The sequence below is a fragment of the Tissierella sp. QWL-11 genome, from assembly GCF_058683765.1.
In genome coordinates this window covers 732,817-746,036 of the sequence record NZ_CM178750.1, presented here as the reverse complement: position 1 = coordinate 746,036, position 13,220 = coordinate 732,817, and the positions used below count along the sequence as shown (strand labels likewise).

Genomic DNA, 13,220 nt, shown 5'->3' with positions numbered 1-13,220 from the left:
TATCCCCCCTCTATTTTACCTCTATAGTACCATTCATAAGTCTTGGTAAGAGTAAGTCACGCTGCTTGATTAGGTTTTGGTTTTGGTCAAGCAATTTATTCATCATATTTCTATTAACCTTTATAATTTGATTGAACTTTTCTTGTATTTCAATAGTTGGCACAAGTATCTTAGAATTTAATATCATTTTAGAATTAATACTACTTCGTGTTGTTCCATTAGAAAAACTTTTTATACGATCTTGATATCCTTCTGAATATAAAGTATAAAACATATAATACGGTCTTATTTTATTTTCATTATAATCTATTTTAATTAAGTATGAAGCAAAAACAGCTTGAGTATCTTTTTCAACTATAGCTACTTTACCTGGATCTGCCATTCTTATTATGACTATATCATGTTTATATAACTTATACTTCTCTATCATATTTTTGTCTATTTCACAATAAGGTACCTCTTCCCAGTTTATATAACTATTTTTATTTATATCTGTACCTCTTAAATACTTTGGACCTATTTGCACTTCATTAGCTGACTCGGTGTATCCATGTACAAGTTTCGAAAAGTTTTTAAGTTTCTTTACTTCCCATCCTTCAGGTATCCCTTTTATAAACTTAGTATTTTCATACCCTGGAAATCTCATTCTTACAAACCATTCTTTATATATTTCTTCTGCTGTTTTTTCTAGGATTTCTATTCTTCTATTATTGTTTTCTATTAGTCTATCATAGGTTGAAAGAATGTCTGCTATTTTTTCTTGAGTTTCTAGATCGGGAATCAAAACTCTAAAATTTCTTATAGATCTTAAAGCTAATTTAGGTTGAGATGAACCACTAGAATAACTTTTAAATAATTCTTCGTTTTCTTTTAACTTCAGGTAATTTAATAAATAGATTTGATTAACTTTATTTTTATTTAAGGTTAGTTTTGCGCAGTTTTCTGTTAAATTACAACCGTCTATTTCTTCAGGTATTTTACTAGATAGTCCTATGGTTCCAGCTATCGTAATAAATATATCCTCCTTCGAGATTACATATTTTTTTATTTTTTCATAAATTTCTTTAGTAATGTATTCTATAGAGTTTAAATTTACATTTCCATGATTCCCTAAATCAGTAATTCTTAGATAAGGATAATCTGTCTTAGTTTTCATTGTAAACTTACCTTTAGGTAATCTTTTACCACCATTTACCTTACAAATATCTTGTAATCTAACCTCTCTCCATTTACTCATACTCAATCACCAATTTATCTAAATTATCCTCTATCTTTTTTTCCAGTTCCTTAGCTTCTTTATTTAACTTCTTAAACTCATCATTGAGTCCAAAGAGTTCTTCTTTAAATTCTTCTGCTGTCATTCCATCGTCTTCTATAACTACTCCCACATATCTTCCAGGATTTAGTGAATAGTCTTGGTCTATTATTCCATCTTCTCCTTGGAGTTTTGCTACTTTACATAGACCTAGAACATCTTCATAGATCCCTTGAGGGAATCTTTCTTGTAACCAATCTATTTGTTTTTGAAAGTATTGCTTATCTTCTTCTGTTTCTCCATTATCCCTTTTATCTTCATATTCTTTAATAAGCTCATAAAAACTTTCCCTATCTCCTTCATAAAGTCTGGTTATTATGGATAGGTTTTTAATTTGTTCGTCTGAGAATTTTCTAAGGGCCCTATCTACTTGGGTAAATATATTTCTTGCATCTATAAAAAGAATTTCATCTTTTTTCTCTTTTCCTTTATCAAAAAACCAAAGGGTAGCTGGAAGGGTTACTGTTATAAACATATTAGAAGGAAGGGCTACCATTTGAGATATTACTCCATCTTCTATTAAGGCTTTTCTTATATCCTTTTCACTGTGTCCTGCATCTGATGCAGAGTTAGCCATTACAAGGGCTGCTCTTCCTTCTTCATTTAAGGCAGTTGCAAATTGATTTATCCAAAGATAATTTGCATTGGGAACCCTTGGCTTTTTACCCTTAGTTTGAGGGACTCCATAATGATTAAATCTTTTTTGCTCTTTTACTAAATCAAGCTCTACATTGTCTACATTAAATGGCGGGTTTGCCATTACATAGTCAAAGTTTCCAAATGAATTATGGGGATCTGCATAGTAAGAGTTAGCCTCTATTATATCTCCCCTTATATTATTTAAAAACAAGTTCATCTTAGCCAGATTTGCTGTTTCTCCAGTTCTTTCAACTCCATAGGCTCTTAGGTTTATGGAATGATTTTCTCCATGCTTTTCTTTTTGTCTTTTAGCATAGTGAGCAGCTTGTACAAACATACCTCCAGAACCACAGGCTGGGTCTAATATTTTCCCTTCACTTGGTTTTAAGACTTCTACCATATATTGTACCACCGTTCTAGGGGTAAAGAACTCCCCTCCACCTTGTCCTTCTTTTAGGGCAAAGTTACCTAAAAAGTATTCGTATATTTCTCCAAAGATATCGTTTTCTATATCTGTTGGTATATCGTTAAAGTTTCTAAGTAATCTATTTAATATTTTATTGTTATCTTCTTTGCTTAGATTGTGATAGCTATCTTTTGGTAGTATTCCAACTAGTTCAGGGGAATACTTTTCTATACCTTCTATAGCTTCTTTGATCTTTTTTGCTATATCTTCTTCTTCGCTTAAATTTAATAAATAGTCATATCTTGATTCTTCTGGAAGATAAAATCCACATTTTTCTATCGCTATTTCTTCCATAGGTTTTTCTCTTCTTCCACCTTTTAGTTCATGGTATTCTCTTTTTATTTCTTCTTCATATGTATGGTATTTGCTATCAGCAAACTTTAAGAATATAAGTCCTAAGATAGGCGTTGAATATTCTGATGCTTTAAGTCCTGTATTTGCCCTAAGTTCATCTGCTGTATCCCATAATCTTTTTTCTAAGTCTTTTATTGTTTTTGTATCCAAATCTATTCCTCCCGTGTATTCAAATTTTCTTATCTATTTTATACTCCATAATGTCTTCTATTCCACAATCTAATACATAGCAAATCTTTGCCAAAGTTTGTAAATCAATCCTCCTGACCTTATTGTTACAATAAGAATTAAGCTGGGTTCTTTGAAGTTTTGCTTCTTTTTCTAATTTATTTTTACTAATCTTTTTTTCTTCCAAGACTTGATCAATCTTGAAAACCACATGTCCAAAATCCTCCATATCCCTGCCTCCTTCTGTAAATTCAATCATTACTATAATTATAACAGACTTACTTTCTTATTACACCTGTAAGTAGTCTTAAATATATTTTCTAAGCAAGATATTCTGTATCTTTAATATTTCTCTTGATATATCATCATTTTCTTTTTTAAGATCTTCTATATCCTCTCTATAGATTACTCCTGTAGCATTTATTCTTTTAGCTATCTGATTAAGATTGTTTGCATTCCTCCCAATAAGGCTCTGCATCTTCCTAAATTCATTCATATCAATTACAAATATAGGAGCTTCCAAAACACTTTTCCTTATAAAATGTCCCATTGATTTTGATTTACTAAGTTCAAGTTTTTTCTTAAAAAGTTCTTTTTCTTCTTTAGTCAACTTGATTTCAATTCTTTCATTCCTGTATCTATTAGCCATAATATCTTTCCTTCCTTTTATATTTTTAACTAGGGTCTTAGGGGTATCCCCTAAATCATTCAGATAGGAACAAGTAGAAAATTGATAAAGCGAACCTTAAGGTCCGCTTTATCAATTTTTTCGTAAGTGTCCGTACACTTACTGTGCTGCTACTAAAGTTTTAATAGACACAGGAGAGTTGTAACTGTAACCTACTATTTCAAAAGTCCTCAAATAAGGCATTGATTCTTATCTTAATTCCTACAAGCCTTGATATTACTAGACCTTCATTTCTACCAGCCTGATTCTAAAGGTTTTAAAAACTTGGTTACAAGTTACAAAATTACAATTTTTCTTTCTCTTTTTCATCCTTCCCTGTTTGCTCTGGCTCTTATGATTCTTTTAGTAAGTCTTTGGTAACCACTTCTGTAAATTCTTATATCTTTTCTTACCTCTCATAATAAAGTTTAACAGGTATAGATATACCACTAGGAGAAATTCTTTTGGTCTTAGATGAACGTACTGTCTTCCCAATTAAATTCATAATAGTATCTTTACCATGTATAAACTGAAAGGTACAATAACACTTATATGATAACTAGTTTTTAAACATTTTGATTTAATGTCTTTATGCTATATAATTAAACTATAAAAACACAATATGAAAGTGGAGCTAGAACTCCAAGAGAAGATTTACAAAAAGAATTAGCAGAGGCTTTAGATATAAAAGATTTATACTTAGAAACAGGGGGATTCCCTGAAAGTTTAGAAGAAGCTATGTATAGCTTATTTAAACTAGATACTACTTATCCATTAAAGATAGAAGAAGTTGATATTGAATATACTGGCAAAAAGGGAAACAAATATACTAAAACTGAATATGTAATGCATTTTCAAGATGCAGCTGCTGCATCTATGTCAAGTTTTTTACCTGCTTGGAAGAAAATGAGAGATGCATACGATAATGAAGAAATTACAAGAGAAGAATATGAGGACTGGAAAGGAAATTGGCCTTCTAGTACTAATGCTGACTATGAAGCTAATGTAAGCAATAAGAAAAGGAATTATAAATATCATATAGAAGATTAAATAAAGAGAGATTGATTATAATTTTATATAAAAATTAAATGAGGTGAAAAAAGTGAGTAAAAAAATTGTAAAGGACAAGCTTTATGCAAAAGGACTTCCGATAGAAATATACACAGAAGATTATCAGAGTGAATTTATATCTTTAAGCGACATTGCAAAGTATAAAAGTGACGAACCTTCAGCTGTAATTGCAAACTGGTTAAGAAACAGAAACACGCTTGAATTCTTAGGTTTATGGGAATCTCTTCATAATCCTGAATTCAATTCCCTCGAATTCGAGGGAATTAGAAATCAAGCTGGACTAAATGCTTTTACGCTTTCTCCTAAAAAGTGGATTGATAGCACAAATGCTATTGGTATAGTATCCAAAGCTGGTAGATATGGTGGAACTTATGCATATTCAGATATTGCTTTTGAATTTGCTTCATGGATTTCTCCAGAATTTAAGCTCTATATTATTCAAGATTATAAGCGCTTAAAATCAGATGAAAATAGCAGATTATCTTTAGAATGGAATTTAAATCGTGAAATTTCAAAAATTAATTATCGTATCCATACTGGTGCAATTAAAGAACATTTAATTGTTCCTGAATTATCTCCCTCACAAGTCGGTTTTACATATGCTACTGAATCTGATTTATTAAATGTTGCACTTTTTGGACAAACTGCAAAACAATGGAGAACAAAAAATAAAGATAAAAAAGGTAATATTAGAGACTACGCTAGTTTAAATGAATTACTTGTACTTGCTAATATGGAAAATTATAATGCAATCTTAATTGAGCAGGGCATGGAACAATCTGAAAGAATATTAACATTAAATAAGTTTGCTAAAAAACAATTAAAATCTATTGAAAATTTAAATACAAATACCTTAAAAGAACTAGAATAGCTACTATTAAAATCAAAATAGTACTTCCACAAAACAAAAAAGCCTTGAAACCTCTATTTCCAAAGGTTTCAAGGCTTTTATTTAATACTCCACACCGTAGGTTCCGAACTTCTAGCTCCTTATTAGTCGCTATAAATCTCGCCAACCCTGACAGGGAAATATTATAATCCTACTCCCACTCAACATTCCCATATTTACTTAAATATACAATGTGTATTTTACAATACTTCTATTATTCATATTATTTAATATATGCTATATTATACTGTGTTTCAAAATTTTTAGAACCATTTTAGAACCTTTAAACTTTTTATTTTTAAATCTATATTATTTTATAAATATTTATTAATATCCTCTAAGCCTTTGTATTCAACAACTTCAACTATTATAATTTCTAAAGTTTCAGCATCTAATTTTGATATTTTTTCTTTTGTTTTATCAGGTAATACTACAAACTTCTTAGTCATCCTTTTCTCAATTATATACAAGCATTTTATTTAGGTCTATAATTGCTCCTATATGTTCTAAAAAGTCTATCCCTATTATTCCATTTATCTCAAATCCATAATCCATAACTCCAACTTCAATATTAAAGTTTTTTATTTCCAAATTCCCAAATTTAATTTTATCAATTTCTTTCTTATATACAAATTCTATACCACCGACACCAGAAATAGTTTCTATTGTATCTTTTTTTTCTATTGTAATACCAATTTTATCAACTTCATCCATTTTAAAAATAGTACCACCTGATCCTATATCTAAAAGAATATTATCTAAGGTTATTGACTTTCCTTCATATTCAATTTTAATTTTACAAAAGGGTAGTCCATATTTATATTCAAGTTTAACCATATTTTCTAACCCCTACCCAGCTTCTCTCTTCTATAATTAATTCTTTATTATTAGTATGATAAACATACATTTCTCTTGATTTATCCCTTTTATGCATTTCAGAATACTCTTTTAAGGCTTCTCTGCTATCATCAAATGAATTAATAACTGAAAGGTCTTCAATAATTCTTTTCCCATCTTTTGAACATGCTTCTATAGCTTCAAATAATACCCACTTATTAGGATAATTTCTTACAGCTTCTTTCCATTTCAAAATAATACACTCCTTTCAATATTAAAATTTATCTATAATATTATAGTAATACCTTTTACTTATATATTACCCCTTTTTAGGTCTTTTATTTACTAGTTTAAAATGAATTCTGATTGAATACATCTGGACGTATAATACTAATATTATCTAATCTTTTAACAATAGTAAAACCTTTTTCTTCTTTAAAATCAATCTGCTTAATATTTTTTTATCTATATTCTCTTTCATCATAATCGTAAATCACTGTGCCATCAGGTGCAATTATCTTTTCATTTCCACGATAGTGTCTGTTCTCTTCGCTCTCATCCCCTGCAACATAGTGCATAATCGAATATTCGTGGGTAAAATTAAGTCCATCGGTCGATATTACTTTTCCTATAAGCGTCTGTCCAGTTTCCATTTTAAAATTATCGTTAACTTCAATATTCCCCATACCTACAAAGTCAGCTTGATAAGTTTTAATAACTTCATCATCTAATGTGACGATATACTTTATGTCTTTAAAGCTGTTGTTACCGTTGATGACAGAAGGATCCATTGCAATAATGCCCTTCATGCGGTAGTTATAAGGCTCCTGTCCACTATATCCCATTTCCCCCTCAAAACGAGGTGAAAATGAGGAAAAGACTTCATCTTTGATGTTATATACTCTAAGATAATTGTGCTCCTCAAACTGTAAGGTGCCCTTATCTTCTATTAGAATTGTAGGGAAAATTTCGTCTTTGATTGCAAAAGCCTTAGTCAGTACAAATTCGGTGTCTTGCATTTTCATTGGAATTTTTTCTTCGCCGAATTTTAGGAAAACCTCAGTTGTTTCAGTAAGTGTTTTTGGCTGTAATTTAAAAGTTATAGGAACTTTAAGTGTTTGTAGATTAAACTCACCGATCTCATATTCACACCTTGTTACAAGGCTTGTATATTCTTCGAGTTTTCTATCTACATTGGAATAAATTTCACTGATATTTCTCTTTAAGCGTTCCTCAGCATAAGCTATTCCGTTTTTCGTTTGTTGCACTTTTATTTTTAGACTGTTAATTTGAAATATAGAATAAACTTGAGTTACTACAAGAATTGCAATTACAACATACAGTAATTTAGTCTTTTTCATTTCGCATCCCTCCTTAAAATATTATATAATCGTAAAAGTATTGATTTTTTTAAAAATTCTACTAATTTACCCTCTTTTAAACTAATTTTACATCTTGTATTTTAAATCTATACACTGCTTATATGTAATTATATCATTAATTACAATGAATTCATCCTATTCTTTGCTTTTATAAATTTCTTCATATAATTATTCTTCCTCTTGTTTCACTAGTATATAAGAATAATAGGGACAAAGATACTATGGTTCTAAAATGGTTCTATTTTATAAGCAAAATTTGGATAATAAAAAGAAGAGGAATAAAAAACCCTCTTCTAGTATACTACAGAGCACTCAGAATAATATAAATAATTTTCTCTCTACTCCCACTCTTCATTTCATATCATCAGATATATATTAAACCTTTTAAATTAGCCATTATTAGAACGTTCATTTCTGTTCTATCCGTCTAATTTGGATACATTTATAATTAATTTTACCCGTTCCAGTCCCAGTTCCGGTTCCGGTTCTGAATTATCTATGAATTTAGATATCATAATATTAAATAGCTGATAATTTGATTTTTCTAGATTCCATGAATAAGAAGTATATTAGACTAATTTTGAAATTTGTTTAAATATTAACATCCTAATCCCCAACTCTAGCAATACTTAGAGAAAATAGGTTATATAATATATAACCTATAGGTAAAAATAGTAATAATTAGGATAGTTTATTTAAATTATATAATTCATTTAACATTTTTTTATAATTTATAAACTCTACATCCTTAGGATTGACGAATAACACAAAATTTACAGTCCCCAGTAATTTCCTTATGTACTTTTCTTTTGATTCCGTTATTTTCTTTGTCCTCATATGCTCGTCAATTCCGAATTTATCAATAAAATACATATTTGCACGTAACTCCCGCCGCTTATTACGTGAAACTTGCATTTTTTTATTTACTACAATTCCTGTAACTAATTGTCTACTATTTCTACCTAAAACTCTAGTCTTCTTGGTATTTAATTTAAAATCAAACTTTTTAATAATCTTATTAACTGAATTTATTAAGTAATCTTTATCAATAATTTTACCTGAAAAAGTAATATCATCTGCATATCTAGTATATCTAACATTATAACTTTCAGTTGATAATTTCTTTGCAAGCTTCGCTAATTCTGTATCCATATCAATAGTAATCAGATTAGAGATCGCTGGACTAGTAGAAGCCCCTTGCGGTATGGAATTATTTAAACAACATAACTTAGCTAAAAGAGTTGAGATTTGTTTAGAGTACCCTATTTTACTAAATAATTCATATACTTTATATTCTGATATTGAACCAAAGTAATCCTTAATGTCCATACATATCACAATATTTTGATTTTGATGGAACCTAGCATTGTCTTTTATCGAAAGATTTTTTTTGAAAGCTTTGGTATATATACTACTAGAAACATTATTTAATATATTCTCTAATATCCAGATATGTATTTCTTTTAATACCGGCAGTGGTTCTTCAATTATGCGATCAGTTTTATCAGATTTTTTTATAGTGAATCGTCTATAAAATTTTTTTGGGGAATTGCTCACCTTATACAAATATCCTATATCTATTCCTAAAAGTAAAGATAAATGAACTGTATCAAAAATAATAGGTACATTTTTCTCATGTAATACTTTAGCATATTTAAGCATTTCATCAATTTCATCAGATGAATAATTATTATCTTTAGCTTTTTTTATAAAATTATTTTCATATTTATTAAATTCCATAAAACACCTCAAATAACTATGCCCACTACCAAATATCTTGCATCTCTTTGCTTAGTGAGCGGTTTTCTCACTAAGCAAAGAGATAATGAATAATTGGAGTGGTTTTCTCCAATTTTCATCAGGGGAACCTTTGAGGAGAAATCCTTTTCGCATCAAAGGTTCCCCTGAAGGCTTGAAAGCATGTTCACAAAAGCATAGCGACATCGCTATACATATATAATCAAATTATACATTCATTCTAGTCAGCATAGTTAACATTTATTTTTTTTTTACTTTCTATTTTCTAATTTTGGCGGTATATATATATAATCCCTGCTAATGACCTCGCGTTTATATGAATTATATGGAACAACAAATGCCTTAATGCCCTTTAAGTTGAATTCTCGTCTTAACTGAATAATTTGTTGTTCTCCTTTTTCAGTAAGGATAGCTTCATTTTGTATTTCTGTAATAAATCCTAATTTTAGTGCATTAACATAGACTTTGTTAAGAGTAATGCTTGATATATTACATTTTTCTATTAATACGTAAATATCATTTGAGTTCTTAATAATTATTAATAAATATAATAATATCATATTATCTTCCATTTCGCACCTTCTAATTTAAATTTGGTTTATCTAGGAAAGGGGGCACTTTTTTTATGTCTAAATAAAGGAATAGTATTGTTAGGAGTTCTTATTAAAGTAATTAAATCTCCACAATCTTTATATCCAAGGTATTTTTGATCTTTCTCTACAATACCTATTGATTCAAGAATATGTTCACTTTCATCTAAAACAAATTCTGTTTTAACTCCATAATATAAACTCACATTGTCATAATTTTTAATTTTATTTGTAACTCTTTTTATCCCTTTTTCATTTATATATAATGCAATTATATAAATATGGTTGGCTTTTTCTATGTCTATTTCTTTGATTATATCATCTAGTGCATTAGTACATTGGTCTCCACTACCTATATAGTCATCTACTAACAATAGATATTTTCCTTCTTTAAATTTTATATTTAACATTTTATAATTATCCACTATTGTAAAGCTTTTTTTTGATAAATTATCATAATAATTAATTGATACATGATTAAATAAATAACACATAAAAGTAGAGCTTTTAATTTTAGAAATATCTCTTTTGGGCAGCAATGGAAATATCAATAAGTCCTTTCTTTCTGTTTTCTTAAAAATTGTATTTAGTATATTTATAAGTAACTGATTATACTCGTTTAAATCAACTAACTTATATTCTTTAGAAATTGAAAGAAAAAATTCTTTTTCTTCTTTTGTTTTCAATGAAGTATATCTGTTTATATATCTTTTATATAAACTACTCTTATTACTTTCATCAATTTCCCAACCTTTCTCTTCAAAAAGATTTATTATTTTATTCAATTCAATTGCCGATAATTCTTTAGATTGTTTTACCATGTTTTTTCTTCCACTTTCCTTATAATTAAGTTCCGCATTACAATTATATTTTATACTAAAATCTAGATTAAGACAAGCTTCCCACTTGCAGAATCATATATTAGTTTAAACTCTATAATTACATATTTTTTTGGATATTAATAACAGATCTCATTACATAAATTTACCCTATCTTGCTTTTTATTCTTTAAATAAATATTTCTATCATAACTAATTCTTAGATATAGGAAAATTTTAATTATTTTATTTTTCTCCATAAAATCCGTCAAATAAAATAATGTTTTTTCATTGAAATTCTTTAATGACTTTTATATTCCATAGATAAGCAAGTATGCTCTGGTATTTAAAATTTGTGGCTGATATAATAAAAAGTAATATATCCTAGGGAGGTGAATTATTTGGAATTGAAAACGTTTTTTGACTTTTGTTCTGGTATTGGAGGAGGAAGACTCGGGTTAGAAAATTGTGGCCTTGAATGTGTAGGATCATCTGATACTAGTAGGCTTGCAAATATTACTTATGATCTTTTGTTTCCAAATAAAAATGATAAAAATTATGGTGATTTGAAAAATTTTGATCCTGAAGTGTCACCTAAATTTGACCTGCTAATAGCTGGATTCCCATGTCAAAGTTTTTCAGTTATAGGAAGACAAGCAGGAACTAAAGATCCTAGGGGTCAAATTATTTATTATCTAATGAATATTTTGGAAAAAACTAAGCCTGTAGCCTTCATTTTAGAAAATGTAAAAGGTCTTATAAGTCACGATGGTGGTAAAACATTTAAAGAAATAATAGTGTCATTGTCAGAAATTGGATATTCAGTATTTTATAAGATTCTCAATAGCATTGACTATGGTGTACCACATATGAGACAAAGGGTTTTTATAGTTGGTTTTCGTGAAGACTTGAATGTTGGTTCTCAAGATTTTTCTTGGCCTGTCCCTAAGGCAAGAGTAAATATATCAGATTTCTTATTTCCTAGGGATAATGAGATGAGTCCTGATGATAAAAGGTGGTTCTATTACAAGTATCTTAATAACGAAAAAAATAAAGGAAAATTTGATATCAATAATATTTTAAACCAAGATAATTTAATTGTAGACACAAGAATGTCAGATTTAAGACTCTATATCAATAGAATGCCAACTTTAAGGGCACATAGAGATGGGATTTACTATGTTAAAAATAAAAAGGTGTATTATTTGACAGGTGCAGAGGCATTATTATTTCAAGGATTTAACCATGAACATGTATCCCGTGTCAAAACCAAAGTAACTAATAGGCATTTACTGATGCAAGCAGGTAATGCAATGACAGCAAATGTTGTTGAAGAAATAGGAAGGTCAATATTAAAAACACTCTCAGGAGGTAAATAGTAAATGGAAAATTGGAGAAAATTTGAGTTGGAATGCGTGGACTATTTAAATAAAACCTACGGAAATTACTTCAGTCACTTAGGATTCAGTGACTCGACCACAAGTGATATAGAATACAAAAAGGATGAAAAGTCTTTTTTTATTGAAGCAAAGATGCCCTCAGCACAAAGTGGACAATTTGTTTTATTGCCGGATTCTGATAAAAAGAAGTTTGTATTCTCACCAAGGAATAAAAGCAAAATTGATAAAAATGTTGAGTTTATTATAGATCATATGAACAAAAACTTTTCTAAATATGAAAATGCTGGAACTAGGGGAGAGGAAATATGTCTTTCACAAGATCTTTTTAGCAATTGGATTATTAGTAACTATAAGAATCAAGGTGTAGAATTTTTTATAACAAAAGGTGAAGATTTCATAATATTCCCTATTGAGCAGTATAGCCAATACTTTAAAATAAATTGTAATTTTAGAGTTAAAAAAAGTGGATCAAGCAATGTTCCTAAAAGTCGCCAAAATGATGTTCTCAATCAATTGAGTAACATGAATGTAGAATTTGTTCTGTTAGATAACTTCATGATTAAATCAACTCAGTCAATTGATAATATAAGATTTTCTATAGCAGATTCCGATTATATGATTAGAAAATATGATGGTAATACTTACAGAATTAGAAAGCTATCAAATACAAATAACCCCAATGTTATTTTTAGCATTAAATTAATTAAAGATCAAGATAAATTTGATTTAGAAAAATTTAAATCAAAATTGTAATAAATCCCCCCTAAATCATTATATAGATTTAGGGGGTAAGAGTTTAAGCACTATATATTATTAGACAAAGTCTATCTTCTAGGCTTTCCAGGTATATTAGAAAATTTTCTTAT

At 28.7% G+C, this 13,220-nt stretch carries 15 protein-coding genes; 4 read left to right on the top strand and 11 right to left on the bottom strand.

Features of this window, described 5'->3' with window-relative positions; translation table 11 throughout:
• Positions 1 to 10: 10 nt before the first annotated feature.
• From AC4PG3_RS03640 to AC4PG3_RS03625, 4 genes are all read right to left on the bottom strand, one after another.
• Positions 11 to 1,237, bottom strand: coding sequence for a restriction endonuclease subunit S (locus tag AC4PG3_RS03640; protein WP_492197713.1), 1,227 nt, complete (start codon positions 1,235 to 1,237; stop codon positions 11 to 13).
• Positions 1,230 to 2,924, bottom strand: coding sequence for a class I SAM-dependent DNA methyltransferase (locus AC4PG3_RS03635; RefSeq protein WP_492197712.1), 1,695 nt, complete (start codon positions 2,922 to 2,924; stop codon positions 1,230 to 1,232). The genes AC4PG3_RS03640 and AC4PG3_RS03635 overlap by 8 nt, the downstream gene beginning before the upstream one ends.
• A gap of 19 nt (positions 2,925 to 2,943) precedes the next feature.
• A complete protein-coding gene (locus AC4PG3_RS03630) occupies positions 2,944 to 3,171 on the bottom strand; it encodes a helix-turn-helix domain-containing protein (RefSeq protein ID WP_492197711.1) in 228 nt (75 codons plus the stop codon).
• 78 nt (positions 3,172 to 3,249) lie between these two features.
• Positions 3,250 to 3,612: a plasmid mobilization protein gene (locus AC4PG3_RS03625; protein WP_492198194.1), complete on the bottom strand. Its 363-nt coding sequence runs from the start codon at positions 3,610 to 3,612 to the stop codon at positions 3,250 to 3,252.
• Positions 3,613 to 4,347: 735 nt separating this feature from the next.
• Here AC4PG3_RS03625 and AC4PG3_RS03620 point away from each other — a divergent pair.
• Both AC4PG3_RS03620 and AC4PG3_RS03615 read left to right on the top strand, forming a co-directional pair.
• Positions 4,348 to 4,659, top strand: a complete 312-nt coding sequence (locus AC4PG3_RS03620; protein WP_492197710.1) for a hypothetical protein — start codon at positions 4,348 to 4,350, stop codon at positions 4,657 to 4,659.
• A gap of 52 nt (positions 4,660 to 4,711) precedes the next feature.
• Complete coding sequence (locus tag AC4PG3_RS03615; RefSeq protein ID WP_492197709.1) at positions 4,712 to 5,551, top strand: KilA-N domain-containing protein; 840 nt, start codon at positions 4,712 to 4,714, stop codon at positions 5,549 to 5,551.
• A 332-nt stretch (positions 5,552 to 5,883) separates the two neighbouring features.
• Here the strand turns inward: AC4PG3_RS03615 and AC4PG3_RS03610 are convergent, their stop codons facing one another.
• The 7 genes from AC4PG3_RS03610 to AC4PG3_RS03580 all read right to left on the bottom strand — a co-directional run bounded on the left by AC4PG3_RS03610 (position 5,884) and on the right by AC4PG3_RS03580 (position 10,957).
• Positions 5,884 to 6,018: a hypothetical protein gene (locus AC4PG3_RS03610; protein WP_492197708.1), complete on the bottom strand. Its 135-nt coding sequence runs from the start codon at positions 6,016 to 6,018 to the stop codon at positions 5,884 to 5,886.
• A 7-nt stretch (positions 6,019 to 6,025) separates the two neighbouring features.
• Entirely contained in the window at positions 6,026 to 6,406 is a 381-nt protein-coding gene (locus AC4PG3_RS03605) for a retropepsin-like aspartic protease (protein ID WP_492197707.1), read from the bottom strand.
• Positions 6,399 to 6,659, bottom strand: coding sequence for a hypothetical protein (locus AC4PG3_RS03600; RefSeq protein WP_492197706.1), 261 nt, complete (start codon positions 6,657 to 6,659; stop codon positions 6,399 to 6,401). Before AC4PG3_RS03600 ends, AC4PG3_RS03605 begins: the two co-directional genes overlap by 8 nt.
• 208 nt (positions 6,660 to 6,867) lie before the next feature.
• Positions 6,868 to 7,767, bottom strand: a complete 900-nt coding sequence (locus tag AC4PG3_RS03595) for a hypothetical protein (protein ID WP_492197705.1) — start codon at positions 7,765 to 7,767, stop codon at positions 6,868 to 6,870.
• Between the two features lie 702 nt (positions 7,768 to 8,469).
• Positions 8,470 to 9,528 carry a reverse transcriptase domain-containing protein gene (locus AC4PG3_RS03590; RefSeq protein WP_492197704.1) on the bottom strand — a complete coding sequence of 353 codons (1,059 nt, stop codon included), beginning with the start codon at positions 9,526 to 9,528 and terminating at the stop codon, positions 8,470 to 8,472.
• Positions 9,529 to 9,797: 269 nt separating this feature from the next.
• Positions 9,798 to 10,118 carry a hypothetical protein gene (locus tag AC4PG3_RS03585; RefSeq protein WP_492197703.1) on the bottom strand — a complete coding sequence of 107 codons (321 nt, stop codon included), beginning with the start codon at positions 10,116 to 10,118 and terminating at the stop codon, positions 9,798 to 9,800.
• A 26-nt stretch (positions 10,119 to 10,144) separates the two neighbouring features.
• Positions 10,145 to 10,957: a phosphoribosyltransferase-like protein gene (locus AC4PG3_RS03580; RefSeq protein ID WP_492197702.1), complete on the bottom strand. Its 813-nt coding sequence runs from the start codon at positions 10,955 to 10,957 to the stop codon at positions 10,145 to 10,147.
• A gap of 398 nt (positions 10,958 to 11,355) precedes the next feature.
• Between AC4PG3_RS03580 and AC4PG3_RS03575 the strand changes: the two genes are divergently transcribed.
• Positions 11,356 to 12,333: a DNA cytosine methyltransferase gene (locus AC4PG3_RS03575; protein WP_492197701.1), complete on the top strand. Its 978-nt coding sequence runs from the start codon at positions 11,356 to 11,358 to the stop codon at positions 12,331 to 12,333.
• A gap of 3 nt (positions 12,334 to 12,336) precedes the next feature.
• Complete coding sequence (locus AC4PG3_RS03570) at positions 12,337 to 13,107, top strand: hypothetical protein (RefSeq protein ID WP_492197700.1); 771 nt, start codon at positions 12,337 to 12,339, stop codon at positions 13,105 to 13,107.
• Positions 13,108 to 13,220 lie beyond the last annotated feature (113 nt).